The sequence below is a fragment of the Candidatus Krumholzibacteriia bacterium genome (assembly GCA_030748535.1).
Classification (GTDB): domain Bacteria; phylum Krumholzibacteriota; class Krumholzibacteriia; order JACNKJ01; family JACNKJ01; genus JASMLU01.
This window is the reverse complement of sequence record JASMLU010000001.1, coordinates 117,243-135,702: the sequence shown is the minus strand read 5'-3', so window position 1 is coordinate 135,702 and position 18,460 is coordinate 117,243. Positions and strand designations below refer to the sequence as shown.

The 18,460-nt window shown below is 54.1% G+C and carries 20 protein-coding genes and 1 tRNA gene; 3 read left to right on the top strand and 18 right to left on the bottom strand.

Translation table 11 applies throughout. The features are described 5' to 3' along the window. Positions 1-19 precede the first annotated feature (19 nt). From QGH30_00630 to QGH30_00575, 12 genes are all read right to left on the bottom strand, one after another. Positions 20-91, bottom strand: a tRNA-Gly gene (locus QGH30_00630). Positions 92-140: 49 nt separating this feature from the next. Further along, positions 141-701, bottom strand: a complete 561-nt coding sequence (locus tag QGH30_00625) for an SPOR domain-containing protein (GenBank protein ID MDP7020851.1) — start codon at positions 699-701, stop codon at positions 141-143. 51 nt (positions 702-752) lie between these two features. Continuing rightward, positions 753-1,997, bottom strand: coding sequence for a glycosyltransferase family 4 protein (locus QGH30_00620; GenBank protein MDP7020850.1), 1,245 nt, complete (start codon positions 1,995-1,997; stop codon positions 753-755). Beyond that, a complete protein-coding gene (locus tag QGH30_00615) occupies positions 1,994-3,085 on the bottom strand; it encodes a glycosyltransferase (GenBank protein MDP7020849.1) in 1,092 nt (363 codons plus the stop codon). Before QGH30_00615 ends, QGH30_00620 begins: the two co-directional genes overlap by 4 nt. Position 3,086: 1 nt before the next feature. Continuing rightward, the gene (locus QGH30_00610; GenBank protein ID MDP7020848.1) at positions 3,087-3,734 is read right to left on the bottom strand and encodes a DapH/DapD/GlmU-related protein; all 648 of its coding nucleotides are present in this window, start codon (positions 3,732-3,734) and stop codon (positions 3,087-3,089) included. Beyond that, entirely contained in the window at positions 3,727-4,764 is a 1,038-nt protein-coding gene (locus QGH30_00605; protein ID MDP7020847.1) for a Gfo/Idh/MocA family oxidoreductase, read from the bottom strand. The genes QGH30_00610 and QGH30_00605 overlap by 8 nt, the downstream gene beginning before the upstream one ends. 66 nt (positions 4,765-4,830) lie before the next feature. After that, positions 4,831-5,556, bottom strand: coding sequence for a sugar transferase (locus QGH30_00600; GenBank protein MDP7020846.1), 726 nt, complete (start codon positions 5,554-5,556; stop codon positions 4,831-4,833). Positions 5,557-5,787: 231 nt separating this feature from the next. Then, the gene (locus QGH30_00595) at positions 5,788-7,275 is read right to left on the bottom strand and encodes an O-antigen ligase family protein (GenBank protein MDP7020845.1); all 1,488 of its coding nucleotides are present in this window, start codon (positions 7,273-7,275) and stop codon (positions 5,788-5,790) included. A 3-nt stretch (positions 7,276-7,278) separates the two neighbouring features. Continuing rightward, complete coding sequence (locus QGH30_00590) at positions 7,279-7,953, bottom strand: hypothetical protein (GenBank protein ID MDP7020844.1); 675 nt, start codon at positions 7,951-7,953, stop codon at positions 7,279-7,281. 11 nt (positions 7,954-7,964) lie between these two features. After that, positions 7,965-9,377, bottom strand: coding sequence for a hypothetical protein (locus QGH30_00585; GenBank protein ID MDP7020843.1), 1,413 nt, complete (start codon positions 9,375-9,377; stop codon positions 7,965-7,967). Positions 9,378-9,394: 17 nt separating this feature from the next. Beyond that, positions 9,395-10,153 carry a polysaccharide biosynthesis/export family protein gene (locus tag QGH30_00580; GenBank protein ID MDP7020842.1) on the bottom strand — a complete coding sequence of 253 codons (759 nt, stop codon included), beginning with the start codon at positions 10,151-10,153 and terminating at the stop codon, positions 9,395-9,397. A 164-nt stretch (positions 10,154-10,317) separates the two neighbouring features. Beyond that, the gene (locus QGH30_00575; protein MDP7020841.1) at positions 10,318-10,845 is read right to left on the bottom strand and encodes a sugar transferase; all 528 of its coding nucleotides are present in this window, start codon (positions 10,843-10,845) and stop codon (positions 10,318-10,320) included. Here QGH30_00575 and QGH30_00570 point away from each other — a divergent pair. After that, positions 10,759-10,980 (top strand): hypothetical protein, encoded by a 222-nt coding sequence (locus tag QGH30_00570; GenBank protein MDP7020840.1) that lies wholly within the window; start codon positions 10,759-10,761, stop codon positions 10,978-10,980. The genes QGH30_00575 and QGH30_00570 overlap by 87 nt on opposite strands. Positions 10,981-11,182: 202 nt before the next feature. Here the strand turns inward: QGH30_00570 and QGH30_00565 are convergent, their stop codons facing one another. Beyond that, the gene (locus QGH30_00565; GenBank protein ID MDP7020839.1) at positions 11,183-12,283 is read right to left on the bottom strand and encodes a DegT/DnrJ/EryC1/StrS family aminotransferase; all 1,101 of its coding nucleotides are present in this window, start codon (positions 12,281-12,283) and stop codon (positions 11,183-11,185) included. Between the two features lie 276 nt (positions 12,284-12,559). On the opposite strand from QGH30_00565, the gene QGH30_00560 reads away from it, so the two are divergent. After that, a complete protein-coding gene (locus QGH30_00560; protein MDP7020838.1) occupies positions 12,560-13,942 on the top strand; it encodes an AAA family ATPase in 1,383 nt (460 codons plus the stop codon). Further along, positions 13,939-14,379, top strand: a complete 441-nt coding sequence (locus tag QGH30_00555) for a hypothetical protein (GenBank protein MDP7020837.1) — start codon at positions 13,939-13,941, stop codon at positions 14,377-14,379. The genes QGH30_00560 and QGH30_00555 overlap by 4 nt, the downstream gene beginning before the upstream one ends. On the opposite strand, the gene QGH30_00550 is transcribed toward QGH30_00555, so the two are convergent. Genes QGH30_00550 through QGH30_00530 form a run of 5 tightly spaced genes read right to left on the bottom strand, consistent with a single transcriptional unit; the run spans position 14,376 to position 18,460 of the window. Continuing rightward, a complete protein-coding gene (locus QGH30_00550) occupies positions 14,376-15,110 on the bottom strand; it encodes a DUF3108 domain-containing protein (GenBank protein ID MDP7020836.1) in 735 nt (244 codons plus the stop codon). The two genes, QGH30_00555 and QGH30_00550, sit on opposite strands and share 4 nt — an antisense overlap. After that, the gene (locus tag QGH30_00545) at positions 15,094-15,864 is read right to left on the bottom strand and encodes a glycosyltransferase family 2 protein (protein ID MDP7020835.1); all 771 of its coding nucleotides are present in this window, start codon (positions 15,862-15,864) and stop codon (positions 15,094-15,096) included. The genes QGH30_00550 and QGH30_00545 overlap by 17 nt, the downstream gene beginning before the upstream one ends. Then, complete coding sequence (locus tag QGH30_00540; GenBank protein MDP7020834.1) at positions 15,857-16,864, bottom strand: glycosyltransferase family 9 protein; 1,008 nt, start codon at positions 16,862-16,864, stop codon at positions 15,857-15,859. Before QGH30_00540 ends, QGH30_00545 begins: the two co-directional genes overlap by 8 nt. Further along, complete coding sequence (locus QGH30_00535; protein MDP7020833.1) at positions 16,861-17,892, bottom strand: glycosyltransferase family 9 protein; 1,032 nt, start codon at positions 17,890-17,892, stop codon at positions 16,861-16,863. The genes QGH30_00540 and QGH30_00535 overlap by 4 nt, the downstream gene beginning before the upstream one ends. Continuing rightward, positions 17,876-18,460, bottom strand: coding sequence for an HAD family hydrolase (locus tag QGH30_00530; protein MDP7020832.1), 585 nt, complete (start codon positions 18,458-18,460; stop codon positions 17,876-17,878). The genes QGH30_00535 and QGH30_00530 overlap by 17 nt, the downstream gene beginning before the upstream one ends.

The window sequence follows — 18,460 nt, the reverse complement described above, 5'->3', positions numbered from 1 at the left end:
ACCTCCGAAGGAGGCCAGGAGCGGGAAACGAGATTTGAACTCGCGACAACTACCTTGGCAAGGTAGAGCTCTACCGCTGAGCTATTCCCGCTAATGCTATAGATTAAGTACAAAAGCCCCTGCCTGTCAAGAGAACCGGATCAGGGGTGAAAGATCCACGCATCGGGGTATCCCCGGGTCACCAACTCCGCTCTCAACTTCAGCGCCTCTTCCTTTTCTGCAAAGCCACCGGTCAGTACCTTGTAGTGAGGATCCAGAAAAAAGACCCGGACAGGTCCCTGCAGCTTTGATTCCGCAGAACGAGCCATCGCAAGGGCCTTCTCTTTCGAACTGCTGGCAAAGAGTTGAACCCAGAAGAGCTCCTCAGTCTTTTCCTCCACAGCTACCGGGCTAATCTCTTCCTGTATTTCCATGGGAGGATCGGCAATAGACACCGTTTCCTCGGTCTCCTCGGGAAGCTCGGGTTCTTCCACTACTGGCTCAAAGACCGGAGCCAGAGGCGGGAGATCTGCTTGAGCCTCGGCAGAAGTTTCCCCTGCATAGCGATCCCCTTCACTCAGAAAGTCGTAGGACAGGGTATCCGGAGCTGCGCTAATCTCTTCGACAACGGGGGCTTCTTCCGAAGTGTTCACCACTTCCTTTGGCGTACAGGCTGACAAGAAGGCCAGCAGCAAGATCACAAGAACTGTTAGAATTCTCATTTCACTCTCCCTTTTCTTGAGGGTAATCAGGGAAACGGATCCGGGCAAGAATTATGATCCCAATTCGCGATAGAGTTCCAGAACCATTTTCAGGACCACCCGAGGGTGATACTTCTCTCGTGCCATGTCATAGGCCGAACGCCCCACTGCGATGGAGGCCTCCCGATCGGCTGACCAGCGGCCAAGGGTTTCCAGCAAAGAGTCCTTATTCCCGGCCTCAAAGAGCCAACCGCTCTTGCCCTCCACCACCATCTCCGGCACACCCCCAATCCTGCTTGCGAGAACCGGACGGCCCAGAGCCATGGATTCCAGCACTGAGATCGGAGCATTTTCGTACCACTCACTGGGAAGGATGGTTCCATCAGACTCCAGAATCCTCTGGGGAACCTCTTCCCTGCCAATTCTGCCAAGAAAGCGAACCCGGTCTCCCAAGCCCAGTTCTGCGGACAGTTCCCTCAGTGATGGCTCAGCGGGCCCATCTCCTGCCAAACTCAAACGAAGAGGAAGTTGCTCTCTTGCCAGAGCCTGAAGAAGAGTGTGAAGCCCTTTCTCCTCACTCATCCGCCCCACCCACAAGAGCTCGGGAAGCTCCTTCCTCGGAGGTTCCACAAATGGACTGTCGAGAATGTGATCGCCAAAAGGGAGGAAATTGGGAAGGTAGCGGACATCCAGCCCCTTGAGCCTTCCCTCCTTCATTCGATCCCGGTAGAATCGGCTGGGAGCAGTAAAGACACTGACTCCCTCTTCATAACTGCGCAAGAAGCGATGCAGGCGATCCTCCAACCAGAGAACCAGACTGGCCGGAAGACTCTCTCCCCAGCAGCGATGAGCCAGAAGAGGAAGGTTGGCTTTTCCCGGGCACTCTTCACAGATCTTCCCCTGACGAAGAAAAGAATAAGTCGGACAAAGCAGTTTGAAATCATGAAGAGTGAGGATCACCGGAATCGAACGGTCTTTCAGAGGGCGAAGGATCGAGGGTGATAGTTGATGGTAGATGTTGTGGAGATGAGCAATCTGCGGGCGATAGTGATCCAGCGTGAGCTCCAGTCCCCGGCGAGCCTCCAGGCCGTAGATGGTTCTCAGGGCTTCTCGAGCCATTTGAAGAGTTGAGCGATCTTCATGGTAATCCACTTTCGACGGAAAGTTCGACTGCTCATCACAGAGGTTCCGCTCATCCTGCATTCCGAAAAGGCCGACCTCATGGCCTGCTTCTTCCAGTAGGTCTTTCAGGCCAAGGCACACCACCTCTGCGCCACCCTTGGGATAGAGAAACTTGTTTGCCTGCAGGATCCTCATCCACTGTCTCCCAGGCCGAGAAGGCACTGATGGTATTCATCCAGAAAACGTTCCGGCGAGAATTCGCGGAGGATCTCCTCAGAACACCGCTGTCGATGTTCTGCTGTCCAATCCTCCGAGAGCCAATGATGAAGCTGTCGGGCCCAATCAGCAGGATCGTCCCCCGTAAATAGCAGTCCCCGGCGTCCCCCATCCAAAATGGAGGGAACTTCTCCCTTCGGCACCGCTGCCACGCGTGTTCCTTCTGCAAGTGCTTCCACCAGACTCAGAGGTTGTGCTTCTGCTTCACTGGTCATCAGAAATACGTCTAGACCGGCCATCGCTTTACGCACCTGCCTAGTGGATCCTCTGAAATCTACCCATTCGCTGATTCCCAACTCAAGCGCGTAGTGCCGGGTCCTTTCCAGTTCAGGGCCCTCCCCGTAGAGAGAGAGCCGGGAGTTCTGCAAGTGCCGAAACTCGCGAAAGAGCTCCAGCATCCGATCCAGGCGCTTCTGCTCGCGAAAAGCGCAGAGAGTGCCCAGAATCAACTCGTCCCGATCTCCTCGAATCTCTCTCTTTCCCTTCCCCGGATCCGTCAAGGGGTTGGCGATCAGGAAGTCACGGGACTCAGGAATCCCGTCTCCGTAGCGGAGCGTCATTTGATGCCAGGGGCCGAGGAGTACCTTTGACTGGCCCAGACCAAGAAGAGGGCGGCTCATGCGACGGAAAGAGGTGTATCCCGCCTCACTGGGACTGTGAACCGGGATCAGAATGGGGCGAAAACCGCTGATTGCAACGGCAAGGCTCCCCCAGAAGATACAGTCATCGTGATCCTGGATGTAGATCAGGCGGGGAGAGAGCCTTCGGATCAGGGCAAGCAGGCGAAACAGAATGAGCGGGTTTCGCGTGTCCCGGAGGCCCCAGGAAACCAGATCCGTTCCTTCCCCCCGCAGAACTTCCCCGATGGGTCCGGGCTCTTTCAGGGTCAGGATCTTGGGAGATAGTCCACGAGAGCGAAGCCCGCGAAGGAGTTGGGCAAGGACCTTTTCCCCGCCCCCCACCTCGAGAGTCGAGGCAAGAAACAGCAGGTCCCTGGACTGAAGCACTCTATTCCTCAGGAGGGTCGTAGGGGCGGTCCCGCAGGTTTACCGGACAGTCAAGATCATAGACTGAGCCGCGAACTCGTGCCGGATTGCCGAAGACCACGCTGTCGGGAGGAACATCCCGGGTCACCACCGCGCCACTGCCGACCAAGGAACGTGCCCCGATCTTGACCATGGGCAGGATCGTCACATTGACTCCAATCTGGACGGAGTCCTCAATGACCGGACCCTTCATGCACTCTGCGGACTGGGGGCAACCCGGATGAGGATCATTGGCAATCGTTACTCCGGGAGCCATGAAGACCCCATTCCCAATCTCCGTAAACTGAGCCACATAACAGTTCGCGTGGATCTTCACACCGGATCCGATCTTGCACCCGTAATCGATGACCGTGTTATTCCAGATCTGAAAGTGATCCCCGATCTGGTTCTCCTCACGAATCACGACATTGTGCCCGGTTTGCAGGCCCCTTCCCACCGTGATCCCCTGATACAGAACAGAGCCGGAACGGATGCAGGACTCGTCACCGATCGAGGATTCCAGAACTACGTTCTTGCGCCCGGTGCGGTAACCGAGGAGAACCGTGGAATCCAGTTCACAGTTCTCACCAAGAGAAACATGATCCGGGATTTCCGGCGTAATGCTAGACACCACTACCCTCCACAGCCTCGTATTCAATGTTCATTTCCTTGCCGTTTTCCTTCATGGAACGGCAGGCCGTTTCCAGGATTGCCACGACCCGGTGACCCTGGGAAAAACCGGAGATGCAGGAGGTCCCATCCAGGATACAATCCAGGAAGTGCCCGGTTTCCGCCTTCAGGGGTTCTCCCCCGGCCAGCTTCGGGACACTGATGTCGCCGAAGCGGTAGGCAAGCTGGAATTCACCGAAGGTGTCGTAATGAGGATGGACATCGACACCCTTGTCATAGATACGGATCTTTTCGAGAGGGTTTGTGTCATCATAGACCATCATCTTCTTGGAACCAACCACGGTCAGGGAGCGAACCTTGTTCGGGTCCAGCCAACTGACCTGAATGTGGGCGATCCTGTCGTTCGGGTACTGAAGAGTCATAAAGGCAACATCCTCAATTCCCGGCCGAATGAAGCTGCTGCCCACGGCAGTCACCTTTGAGGGTTCCGATTCCATCAGGTAGTTGAAGATCGACAGGTCGTGAGGTGCGAGATCCCAGGCGACATTGATGTCTTCCTGAAAGAGTCCCAGATTCAGACGGCTGGAACGCAGATAGAAGATGTCCCCGATTTCGCCTTCGTCAATCAGCTCCTTGAGCTGAATTACGGCAGGAGAATAGAGAAAGGTGTGGCCCACCATTCCAACAAGACCCTTCTCCGTGGCCTTCCTCTCCATCGCTGCGCTCTCCACGGCGCTGGAGGCCAGAGGCTTCTCGACGAAGACATGCTTCCCCGCGTCCAGAGCCTCCATGGCAAAGGTAAAGTGCGTTGAAACCGGAGTGGCGACCACGATCGCATCCACTTCGGGATCCTTCAGAAGATCCTGATAATTCTCTGTAGTCTGAATCGAAGGGTAAAGACCCTCCATATGCTCCAACCTCTCCCGTGAGAGATCAGCGACCCACTTCACCTCGGAACGATCCTGGTTTACAAAGTTGCGAACGAGGTTGGGTCCCCAGTAACCGCAACCGATGACACCAATACGCAGCATATCATCCTCCATCCGTTGGTCGGTGGCGATTTAGAACGGGATCTGACGATTCGTCAAGGGAATTGCTCAATAAGCGCCGATTCCGAAGAGCACAACAGGAATGGTTCTGAAAATGATCTTCAGATCAAGCAGCAGGGACCAGTGTTCCATGTAGTGGATATCCAGAAGCACCATCTCGTCAAAGGGCACAGAGCTTCGCCCACTCACCTGCCAGAGGCCCGTAATTCCGGGCATTGCATGCATTCGCTGCTTATGCCAGAGTTGGTAGTGATCCACTTCATAGTCGATGGGAGGCCGGGGCCCTACCATACTCATCTCGCCCTTGAGGACGTTGAAGAGTTGGGGAAGCTCATCAAGACTGGTTTTTCTGAGGAACTTTCCAAGGGCAGTCACCCTGGGATCTTCCTTGATCTTGAAGGAAGAGCCAGAGTCCTGACTCCAGGCTCCCCGCACCAGTTTTTGACAGTAATCACGGTGGATGCTGTCGTCGTTATCCAGAGCCATGGACCGGAACTTGTAGAAATTGAAGACGCGACCGTCTAGCCCCACCCGCCTTTGAATGTAGATCGCAGGGCCGCGGGAACTAATAACGACCAACGCGGAGATGAGAAGGAAAAGGGGCGACAGAATTACGACCGAAAGGAAGGCAAAGGAAAAGTCAAAGAAACGCTTTAGAGCGCGTCCCTTTTCATACCTTGAAAAACCCGGGGATCGAGTGACCAGAGTTAGATTGGGGCTTCCCCCCATCACGGCATCCGCCGTAACATTGAGAGCGATCGATTGCTTTTTCAAGCTCGAACTCCTTGAAGCAGGGCTTGGTTGTCACAGCCTGAGCTTGTCTTTCAAACCAACTAGCAAAAGGTCTCGATCGCTTCCCCCTGGTACCCCTTGAAAGATTTCAAGGGCCCTGAGTATAGCAGAAGCATCTGGAAAATGCCATGCGAAAGCCGAATTTATGCTAATATCCAACACTCGGGGATATATACCTTTCATCCACGGTAAGGAGAGTATCAATCTACTCGCCTAGCGAATCTTCATGCGAACCAAGAGGTTCCGGACTCGCCCGGCCCCGCGATCTCCGGGTTCCATATGTGAGAGAACGCCTGCCAGCATGAAGACCAAGATGGCCGGATATTTGGTGAAGAAGACCATGTCAGTCGTAAGTGCCTGCGTATATTGGGTCACGAATACCCCCACAAATACCATGATCTCTACCCGACTCGCAAACTTGTGCCTGGCTCTCCCGGTCAAGAGTCGCCAGATCCGTCGAGTGATGATCACCAGAAGCGACAGATAGGCAATGGTGACCAAAGGTCCACCCTCCGACAAGAATCTCAGGTAGGAGTTGTGGGTAGATTTGATTCCGTGAGCGAATTTCGTGGTAACTGTATCACCCATAAATGTGAAGTACTTGTCGTAGTAGTGACCGAAATTCCCATAGCCACAGCCGAAGAGCGGGAAGGCCTTGGCGATTTCAAAAGTGGTCAGCCAGATATTCCAGCGATCATTGACCGTTCGGACATTCGCAAAGCGCTTGGTAAAGACCTCGCTACCAACGATGTTCTCCCAATTCATGGTGAAGAATAGCAGGAGCAGGAGGATGGCCCAGAACATGATCTTCCTCACGCGCTTTTCCACCACCGCAAGAGTGATTAGCGTTGCCACAAAGCCCATCCAGACACTGCGACGATAACTCCAGAAGATCGTAAAGGTATGGATCACCAGAACACTGAGTGAAAACAGCCGGAACCACAGGCTTCGACTGTTGAGAAAGTGGTAAAAGAAAAAGACAACTCCCCCCACCATTACGGTGCCCAGGGCCGAGGGGCTCGGGAATGGACCCTGGATTCGGTCCGCAATCCCCTCCTCAGCCCAGTAGAGGACACCACTCTTGGTAAAGAGGCTGTGTTCCGTGAAATGCTCATAGAATCCGAATGTCGCTGAATAGAGAGTCACAATGCCCAGCGTCCATATCATGGGACGAATCTCCCGACTGGAAGTAATGAGATTCTTCGCAAGCCCGTAAGCGATAAAGGGGGTGAATATCGAGTCAAAGATCTGCTGCGCAGAATGAATCGGAAAGAAGCTGGCGGAAATCCCGGGAAGCATCAGAAGAACGACCACCATCATGGTCCACTCTGCTGCATCCAGCTTCTGCAGGCGTCTTTGCCCCAAGGCCATTTGCACAACGAGAACCAGAAAGAGAATACTCGCAGCAATCCGGTTGATCGTAAGGTCCGGGATTCCAGCTCCCAGATTGATGCTGACGAAATTCGAGAGAATCGGAGAAGAGCCAATCCAGATCAGGAAAACCAGCATGCTGTTCTTCACAACCGCATAGAAGAGAAAGGGAAGCGCCCCGATCACCAGGATCGGGATTGGATTGCCATACTGAAAGGCAAAGACAAGAAGAATCCCGAGGAAGAGGGAGAGAAATATTACAGGATGCATGAAAGGGAGGCGATCCACCTGATCCCTGAAGGTCGCCTCGCTGCTCAGGATACTGGGCATTTTCTATACCCGTCGGTAGATAAACTCAGGGATCGGATATTGTCTCTTGTTGAAAATGAGCCCGGTCATGGGGATGCCCGCAGTACGGAAACCGTCCGTCATCCGGTTAAGAATCGCACTCTTGGTCGAGCGATAACTTGCGACGATCATGACACTGTCTGCAAGGCCTGCCCACATCTCGCTGTATCGGTCATAGCCTGGCTTGGAGTCGAAGATAACGGCGCGGTAATCGCGAGTGGCAGCATCGCGGAAAGCTCGTGCGCGGTCCGCATTCAGTGAGACGAAATGCCGGTGAGCCTCTCCACAATGAACCGCAGAGAGTCCGGGGAATTCCGTCGAAAAAGGAAAGAGGCGAAAATCGTCCTCTCCCCGCAGATATTCCACTAGACCCAGTTGAGGCATGTCGGGACTGATGGTGATCGAAGGATGAGAAGAGTTCCCGTCTACATAGAGACAGTCCTCCCCCTCTCTCATTGCGATGAAGTAGGCCAGTGCGCGAGCGATGGTGCTGCTGCCCTCCCCTTTCTCCGTGGAGCAAAGATAGAGAAAGGGCCTCTTGTCCTGAAGGAAAGGGCGAATCGACGCATAAAGAGACTCCAGATCCGGGAGTATCCCGCTTGCGAAATGCTCAGGACTGGCGGACTCGCCATTCTTCGGTACAATCAAAAAGTCCTTCAAGACACGACTCCTTAAATCTTGCGGAACGATGTGAAGACAGGAAGACGGGTGTAACGTTCCAGGTCTTCCGGCTTCTGAAACACCTGGCTGGCCGCCTCCACCATGAAGGCCGTCGAAAGGGCCAAAATGAGGGCGAAAATCGGGGCCACCAGCATGTAGACAGCCGGAGGCGTCACCCCGATCATTCCAGAGATGCTCGGTTCTCCCAGTTTAATCAGCTGGTTCTCCTGAAGTTTGAACTCCTCGTCCATGAGACGATCGTTGAACTTGGTAATCAACTTGGAGTAGAGTCCCCATTGCATGTCCAGAAAATCATCGTAATAGTTAACCTGAACGGCTGCGCCTGGGGTGCCGTCCAATCGGGTCTGGATTTCCATGATCGACTCTCTCAGGACTCGCGCATTCTCCTGTAGATCCGAATAGTGGTTTTCACGGGTCTGGATGTTCAAATGAATCACTTCGGCCAGGCGGCTCCGGTACTCTGCCAATTCAGCAAGTGAAGCCCTTACCACGGGATGATCATCCGTATACTTGCTTCGCTCATCGGCCAGTTTCATCTTGAGATCAGAGACCCGGCTCTCAAACTTTCGAATCAGGGAATCGTTTCGAAGATCCTGGGAAGCGACAAAGTCTCCATCTCTGTCTTTTTCCAGTTCCCTGTCTCTTTCGAGTTGCATGCCCAGCACAACAATCTCGTGTTCAACTTCTGTCAGATCCCTCTCGAAAAAGGCCATGGATTCCATGAGACGACTCTGCACCACTCTGGCATCATAGACACCGGACTGACTTTGAAGAGCAGACTTCTGCTGATTGATTCCCTCAATCCTGTTCTCGAGCCGCGCAATATTGCTCTGTATAAACTCCAGGCTGTAATCCTTGCGACGAATCCGGGTATATTCAGCCGCAAAACTCTGCCCGTAGATCTCTGCAATGATCATAGCGGTATCTGCATCGGCCTCGTGAACCTGGATATTGATGATGTCCGTTTCCGGAACCGGACTGACTTCCACGATTTCCGCAAAGGCGCCCGCTGCGAGACGTACATTCTCAATAGGAGGCTCTTCCCAGCCCCGGAGTTCGAGGTAGTTCTGGCCGGCCTTCATCATGACGCCCTGGCTTCGGGCCAGTTCAGCGACAGAGTTGATTTCCTCTTCCCAGTCGAGGCCTCTCATATAGGTCATTCCCAATTCCTCGTGAAATCTGCGATCCACATAGTATTTCACAGAGGAGATGAAAGCAGGTTTCCTCAGGGAAAGCCCCCAGAAGATCCCTGCAAGGAGGATCAGGAAGGAGATGAGAATGAGCCATTTATGGACAAAGGCAATGGTCACGATGTCACGGGGACTCATGCTGCGAATTGCAGCCTCGTCTCCGCCATCCTGAAATCCATCCCTGTTGATATTCTCGTAACTACCGCGTTCCAAGTTGCACTCCCCGCGCTTTATCTTCCATAGCCCATGTAGTTGTCATGAAGCGCCTCATAGAAGAGGTACATATCGAGACCGAACCTCGGCACAGAGATCATTGGCTCGAAGATGTTGTTCACGAAATTCCGAAGATCCGCAATTTTGCTCCTGGGTACGATCACCAGGTCGTACCTCTGGAGAGGAAGGTCGGGCAGGGCAGAATCACCGGAGAGCAGAGCGTCAAAGTCAACCTCAACAACCTGCGATTCCTTTCCGGGGCTTCTGCGAAGCACCAGAACCTGACTCGTGACTGCATCGGGACTGAATCCCCCACAGCGTGCAATGACACTGGAGAGCATCATTGGAGAATCACTCACCACTTGCGGGTTCCTCACTTCGCCCAGCACAAAGACTTGATGGCTCCCCACTGCCTGAAGGGAGATGAACACATCGGGATTGACCAGATAGCGGCTCAATTCCACTTCCACCAGATTTTCCAGTTCGTCCATCGTCATTCCAGTAACGAAGACCGATTCCTGGAAGAGAGGGATCGAGATCATCCCATCTGGGCGCACCATGATTTCCGTATTCATCGTGGGGTCGCCGTAAAACTGGATCACAAGAGCGTCTTTGGGTCCCAGCAGGAAATCCTGCTCGGTGGCAGGAAAAGAATGCAGGCCACTGGCCTGACTCTGCATGGGAAAACTCATCACGGGAGCATCAGCCCTGTGAGAGCAAGAAACCGCAAGCAGGGCAAAGAACAGCAATAGCGCCGCTCCAAATACCGCTCTCATTCTACTAAAAATCATTCGCATCCTTGCCTTCTCCTGCAATTAGCGGGACTCGGGTTCCATCCGGACGGACAATAAGCAACTTCAATGCCACATCACTCCCTTGAAGAAGCCACCTCTCCCCAGAAGGGCAGAAAATATGTGTACTGAAGGCTAGCCTTGTAAGTTCAATAGGCGCCGCGCCTTGCAATGATCGCAGGCAGGGTGAAGAGAAGAATCTTCAGGTCAAGCAGGAAGTTGCGGTTTCTCACATACTCGGAATCCAGTCGCATCCACTCGTTGAAGCCGATCGAACTGCGGCCAGATATCTGCCAAAGGCAGGTAATTCCCGGTTGCACCTCAAGCCTCCGGTAGTGCCAGGGCTCGTAGTCAGCCACTTCTGAAGGGATTTGTGGTCGAGGCCCCACAATACTCATGTCCCCTTTAAGGACATTGAAGAGCTGGGGGAGTTCGTCCAGACTGCTTCTTCGGAGGAAACTTCCCAGATCCGTGATCCTGGGATCATCCTGGATCTTGAACATGGGACCCTTGGCCTCATTCAAGGCTTCCAGACCATCCTTCATATCCTCCGCATTGTCCACCATTGAGCGGAACTTGAAGCAAGCAAAGTGTTTCCGGTTCTTCCCCACCCTGATTTGTCGGAAAAAGATTGGCCCTTTGCTCTCGAGACGGATCATGAGGGCAAGAGGGATCATGAGAGGAAGAAAGAGAAGGATGCCAGCAAGACTGCCGGCAATATCAAACAAGCGCTTACAAACGAGATAAAGAAAGGAATCGCGGACAGGATAGGATACCAGATCCTCCAGAGAGGAAGTGCTATCGGAAAGTGAATCCAGAGGAAAGGAAGTCTCTCCCTGAATCGGTTCCTTGGGGGACGGATTCGGTGTCATCAGGTCCACGCTGTTGCGGCCGTAAGCGGCGTTTTTTCAATCCCGGGTCATCGATGCCCGGATCTATAGCAATGTACCTATTGATACCTCCCGATAAGCTGGCTAAAGTCTATCAGATTCCCGGGAGGATCTCAAGGATCTCTTAGTCGACCGATCGAAGCGCCTCACAGACCTGTTCAATCTGATCTTCCTTCAGTTCCGGGAACATCGGCAGGCTCAGAATTTCCGAGGCGGCAGATTCTGCCTCAGGAAAACTCCCCTTACCCTTCCCCAGTTCCAGAAAAGCGGGCTGAAGATGAACGGGAACCGGATAATGGAAACCGTAGGCAATTTCCGCACTCTTCAGCACTCTCTCAAGTTTCTCTCTTCTCTCTGTCCGGACAATGTAGAGATGAAAGACAGGTTCATGTCCTTCCCTGATTAATGGAAGAGTGAGCCAGTCTAGCCCCGCCAGTCCTTCCCGGTAGGAAGCAGCATGGGCGCGACGGCTCCGGTTCCAGTCATCCAGATGTCTCAGCTTGACTGTGAGAATGTGAGCCTGAATGGCATCCAATCGACTGTTTGTCCCAAGCATCTCATGAGAGTATTTCTTCGCACTGCCGTGATCACCGATCGCACGGACCCTGGCGGCCATCTCCTCTGAAGAGGTCGCCACGGCTCCCCCGTCTCCGTACGCGCCGAGGTTCTTGCCCGGATAGAAGCTGAAACCGGCGAGATCCCCCATCGAGCCGCAGGGGCGGCCTTTATAGCGAGCACCATGTGCCTGTGCCGCGTCCTCAATCAGAATCAGATTGTGCCTGCCACAGAGTTCGATCACGGGATCCATGTCTACTGGATCCCCGTAAAGATGTACGGGGATGATCGCCCGGGTTGAAGGGCCGATCCTGTCTTCGACCTGTTGCAGGTCGAGATGATAAGTCTCACGTTCCATGTCCACGAGAACCGGAGTTGCACCCGCAAGGACGATCGCCTCCACTGTTGCGACAAAGGTGTTCGCCGCGGTAATGACCTCATCTCCCGGGCCAATTCCTGCGGCCCGAATGGCGAGATGAAGGGCATCGGTGCCGTTACCTACACCCACAACATGTGAAGCATCACAGTAGTTTGCGAAACTCTCCTCGAATTCACGCAGAGCCGGCCCTCCAACGAAAGCCGCGTTAGCCATGATCGTTTCGATTCCGGGAAGCAACTCTTCCCGCAGGGCCTTGTACTGTATCCTTAGGTCCAGAAATGGAACACTCATCCGGTCATTCCTTCCCATCCATCGTCGGATTTCGGCACACTCTTCAGTTACTGAACTGTAGAGGGAGCACTATTCCCCACCAGCACTGGAGAAATCCCAGCACTTGATTCAAAGTGGTTTTCCGACCACACCGCAAGCATTCAAAGTGCCAAAGTGCTTTATTGACGCATTTTCTGAGCAGTGATAGTTTTTCGCTACCCTGCGTTTCTAGCATAACATGGATCACATCATGTTCGGATTCAAGCAGGGATTGTACAGGTGAGAGAAGGAGTGCCGATGTATCTTGATTTCTTCGGTTTGAGGGATAAGCCCTTCAATGTAACCCCGGACCCACATTTCCTTTACATGTCTTCCGCCCATCAGGAGGCCTTCGCAAACCTCCTCTATGGGATTGAGGAAAGGAAGGGCTTCATTGTTCTGACGGGAGAAGTGGGAACAGGGAAGACCACTCTCCTTCAGAATCTTCTCGCCAATCTGGATCGGAAAGTGGAAGCCGTCTATGTGTTCCATAGCGGCCTCAGCTTTGACGAACTGTTGATCCTCATTCATGAGGAACTCTCCATCCGCTTGCCCAAGGATCACAGCCGTCGCGCCCTTCTGCGGAGCCTCAATACTTACTTGATCGCCCAACTGAAGAAAGACCGGAACGTGGTGCTGATTCTGGATGAAGCCCAGAACCTGTCTCCGGAGTTTCTTGAGAACCTGAGGCAACTGTCCAATCTCGAAACCACCCGGGAGAAACTGCTGCAGATTGTTCTGGTCGGGCAACCGGAACTGGACGACAAGTTGTCCTTGCCAGAACTTCGCCAGTTGACCCACAGAGTTGCGGTGAGCGCCCGGATTCATTCTCTGCAGCCTGATGATGTCGAATCCTACATCCTGCATCGGATGGCTCTGGCTGGAGCTGGGGAAGAGGAAATCTTCAGTCGGGAAGCACTCGATATCCTCCGGGATTGTTCCGGAGGGATTCCCAGACGCATCAACATGCTCTGCGACAATGCGCTTCTCATAGCCTATGCGGAGGGAAACAGGAAGATTCAGGCAGGACACCTGAAAGAAGCTATTCAGGATTCCAGGGTCAGGGATCGCAGAAATTGGAGAGTTCCCAAGGTATGGGCATCAAAGTCCTACACTTCCTCCTCTCTGCCCCTGATGATTGTGGTAATTGCCTTTATCGTATTGATATTCTCAGCTGCCAAAAATGCACGGGAAGGTTCGGACACTCTTCCCTCCTCTGCCGTGGCCACTCCCGAAATCGAGCAACTGGATTCCCGCGCCTCTGAAGCTCCCTCTCTTACTCTTCCCCCGGAAGAGGAAACTCTCCCGGCAGAAACGACACTGAGTCCTGGCGATCTTCCGGTAGCCCCCCGGCAGAATCTCCCGGGAAGTTTTTCCCTTCCCCATCGAGTCGAGCGCCGGCAGTGGTTCCGGGAGATGCTGGATCAGATGCCCCTTGATGAAGTCGCTTCCACTGTCATCACGGTTCCCTATCAGATTCAAGAGGGAGACAATTTCGGCAAGATCGTTGAGACCACCTATACCTTGAAAGATCCCCGCTATCAGGCACTCCTGAAGGCTCTGAACCCGCACATCGAGGATTTCAACCTCCTTCGCCCGGGTTGGAGCATCAACATCCCACTCATGGAGGTTACCCCGTGAGCAAGACCTATGAAGCTCTCAAGCGTGCGTCGGAGGAAAGAGCTCAGAAGAAACGTAGTAGCCGGAAGCCAAAATCCGTCACGGCCTCTGCAACTGGCACTGCAAGAAAGAAGATCAGTCGCAAGGCAGCTTCTCCTGCTAAGAAGGCGCCTGCTTCAAAACTGGGAAGGCTTCCGAGGGATTTGACCCTCCAATCCCTCTTGCAGGGGATTCTCTGTGAACTGGGGGATCCTGAACCTTTGAAGATCTCCACAGGAGGTCGTGTCTCCGGAGCTCAAAACCCGGAACGGGCCCGGCTTCTTCTGGAGCGCTATGCCCTTCTTCATTGCGTCCGTGAAGGAAAGAAGACATGGGTCTGGTTCTGGGGGAACAGCAAGCAGGCGTACGAATTCGCAGAGGAACACCGGCTTCCCCTTGATCTGGATGCTCTGGTCTAGCGCCCCTTGCGGTAGCTTTTCAGTTCTGAAACAAAGGAACCAATCGGAACCTGGCTTTGCATCTTGACGGGGATGGCAAGAGAGTCTGCGCTCACCCAAACCAGAAGCCGACCGGACTTGTTGAAAAGCCCCCCTGATTCCAGATGCGGCTCCAGGAGAAGGCACTCCCGTTCTCCAAGAACGGTATTCATTGTGTCCCTCCGGATCACCTTCACGGTGAGCGGATAGTTCTTCTTGTCATCATGAACAGGGATAGAAAAACTGTCTCCCGGCTCCAAGTCGCCTCTTCGTGCAGCGAAGATCGCCGTCAGGATATCGTGGGACCCGGGAACCAGTTCCACGTCACCCTTCGAGTACTCGGCAATTGATCGATCGTGATAGAGATCCGCCTCGATGTCTCTGCGGTAGCGACCCTCCCGGATGTGTTTCTCGTAGTGAAGACTCCAACCATGCTCAGGATCCATATAGGAACGAACCGTATCCCTGATCGGGAAGATCCGGTCCACCCAGGACGCGCTCCTTACCTCGTTGACCAGTTCCAGCACCTCCTGCCCCCGGTAAGTCCTCCGGCTCCTGACCTCAAGAGTCGAACGACCAATACGAAACATCTTGTAGCGGAGCTCATACTCCAGCCTTTCCCCGACCTCCCACGGCGATCCTCCCGCAGGAAGAGCGGAAAGGGGAAGAAAGAGAAAGAACAGCAATAACAGAGGGCTAGGAATCTTCAGCACGGATCCTCCCGATGTTTCGCTCGTAAGCCCAGTGAATCGCGTGCTTGTTTGCCACATAGCAGGCGGAAAGGAATGAAAACAGAAAGCCGTAGCGCCCCCCCAGAAAACCCCTCTGCAGAATGTACATCTTTAGAAAACGAGCCAGCGGTCTGAACAGAACCGTGAGAAAGGATGATCGCTTCTTCTCCTCAAATCGTTGCCGCCCCCCACTCAAGGCATAGCGTGTCATTCTCTCCATGAAGTCGGGGAGGTCCCGGTAACTGAAGTGAAGAAGTGGTGCACTGATTCGCCCCGGTTTTTCCTTGCAGACCATCTTTTCATGAACCCGCGCTGAACCATAGCGGCCTGCCTTTCCCCGGATCAGGCGGATGACTCCATCGGTCCCAAGGCCTGCATAAGAAAGTGGCCGGTCGAAGAACCAGTTCTCCCTCGGGATCCAATAGGCCTCGTGGCTTGGAGCCTCAAGGATACTCTGGATCTCCTCCCGAAGTTCCGGACTGACTCGCTCATCCGCATCCAGAATCAGGATCCAGGCGTCGCCCATCTGGTCAAGGGCCCAGTTCTTCTGGTCAGAAGGCGATTTGTACTCTCTTTGGATGAAGTTCACAGATCGTGAGCGTGCCACTTCCTCCGTATGATCGGAGGAAAAGGAATCCACCACCCAGATCTCATCTGCAAAGTCGAGGGAATCGAGACAATCAGCGAGATTGTCTTCCTCATTCCATGTTGTGATCAAGGCCTTCAGTTCAGGCATGCTCTTCGACCTCTTTCTTCCAGCGGAGGAACTTGTCAAACACCATCTCAGGCTTCAGGTCTTTCATGCAGGGATGCCCCTGAAGGGGGCATTGAGTCAGTGTACAGGGAACGCAGTCAAGATTCAGTTTCATGACTGGGTAGAGCGGGTCGTCCGGGGAAAAGAGCTCACTGTCTCCGGGGCCATAGATTCCAAGCGAGGGCGTGTCCGTAACATAAGCAACATGACGCGCACCGGAATCGGTGGCGATCAGAGAGTCCGCACTTCTGACGATTTCGACCATGGTCGGCAGATCCACCAGCGGCAGAACTCTTGCACTCGATGCCTGGGAGATCGTGGCGAGAAGAGGCTGCTCCAAAGCACTTCCCATCAGGAAGACCTCGAATCCATCCCCGGCAAGATGTCTTGACAGCTCCGCATAGTAGGAAGCCGGCCATTGCTTGGAAGACCAGGTGGCCCCCGGCGCAAGAAGAACGACCGGGGCATCCCACACACCAAAGTTCTTCCTCTCCCAGAGGCCCGGTTTCTTCGGGAGATGGGAGTGAGCTTCCCCGGGCTGGAGACCCAAAGGCTCGAGCAGTCTCAAGTGATGAAAGGGAATGTAGGGATGAGGCCTTTCCCCGGGCCAGACACGATCAAACTTGTGGGTGTAGAAGTAGTGACGGTGGCGAAAGTGATAGCCAATACGGAGCCTTGCCCCGGAGAGTGCCGTAAAGGCCACGGAACTGAGATTCCCGTGGAGATCCAGCAGAAGATCATAGTGCCGAGACCGGATTTTCAGGGCCCAACGCAAATCACTCAGAAATCGGTAACGGGGAGACCGGGGCCAGGCCAGGATTCGATCAAGAGCCGGATAGCCCTCAATCAAGGGAACCAGAGAATCCTGCACAAGAAAGTCGATTTCTGCTTCGGGATAGGCTTCTCGAAGGCGATCGAGCAGAGGAAGGGACAGGATGACATCCCCCATCTCCCGGAAACGCATCACCAGGATACGCATCATGTTCGCTCCAGCAAGCGGGAAAGGGAATCAGCCACCTGTTCCGGACTCTGATCCTCCATACAAAAGGGCCTGTCGCACTCATGCAGGTGGCAGGGACGACAGTCAGCATCCCGAATTGATAGCTCTGCGTGCTCGAGATCTCCATAGGGAAACCAGACATCCGGATCTGTGGGGCCGAAGAGCCCGAGAGTGGGAACTCCAAGAGCAAGCCCAAGATGGCAGACTGCTCCATCCGGGCTAACCAGGGCGCGAACATTGGACAAGACAGCCGCCAGCTTTCGGAAAGGAAGTTCCGGGAGAATGACGACCTGTGAATGACTGAGATCCCGAATGGACTCAAGTCGGTCCCGTTTCCCCGGTTGCCCGAGGAAGAAGGGCTGGTAGCGCTCCCCCATCAGCAGGATCGCAGCAAGTCTTGCGTAATGTGACACGGGCCATTCCTTGCTGGACTGGCTGGCTCCACTCAGGATTGCGATACTGCGGGAACCGATTCCCCGGTCCTCCAGAAGCCTTCTTCCTTCCTCTATCTCCAGATCCGAAAGATAAACCCGCGGGTGACTGAAATGGGATTCCCCCTCAATACATTCCAGATGGCGCAGAAAGTAGCGATCTGTCGCTTCCTTCTCTCCCTGCACAAGCCTGCGATGGTAGGCAAGAGAGCGTGGAAAGCGGCCCCCACCCACCCTCAGTCCTGCCCGGGTGAAGAAAGTCAGCAAGGAGCTTCTTGGATTGGCAAAGAGATCCAATGAGAGATCATATGACCCGGACAGTTGCTTCATGAGGGAGAAGTAGGCCCCCCATCGGGACAATCCGCGGATTTCCTGGCCGGGCAGGGTCATGATACGATTCAGGTGCGGATTCTCCAGGAGAGCCTGATCATGGGGGGATTCGCAGAGGTAGTCGATCTCCGCGCCTGGAAAGCGAAGTGCAAGTGCTTCGATCAGGGGCGTACTCAAAATCACATCCCCGGTGAATCTCAAGCGCGAGACGAGGATGCGTTTTGGTTCGGATCTAAGGACTCGCTTCATCCTGAGTCTCCCTCGCCACAATGATTCGGGCCGCTTCCATGATGTCGTCGGCCACGGCGAGAGATGGGAACTCACGAAGCAGTTCCTCCTCTTGCTCCGAGCCGTGTCCGCTTCTCACCAACAGGGGCTTCAGTGGCCGAGACACAGAGAGCCGGATATCGTCCGCCTTGTCACCGATGATCCAGGATTGCTTCAAATCCAGACTCAGCTCTTTTGCCGCTCGATCAAGAAGCCCGGGGCGAGGCTTTCTGCAGTCACAAGAAAGCCGATACTCGAGGATTGGAGCCTCCGGATGATGCGGACAGACAAAGGATGCGTCAAGCTGGATTCCGTCCTTCGCCAAAAGGGACTGGAAACGCTCCTGAACTCTCAGGAAATCATCCATCGTGAAGTAGCCACGGGCAATTCCAGACTGGTTCGTGATCAGTATCAGATGATAACCGGCATCGGCCAATATTCGAAGAGCCTGACTACAATAAGGAAGCAGACTGACCTGCTCAGGGGATGAGAGGTAGTTCCTCTCCTGAATCAGGGTTCCGTCGCGGTCGAGAAATACCGCCTTTGCCAA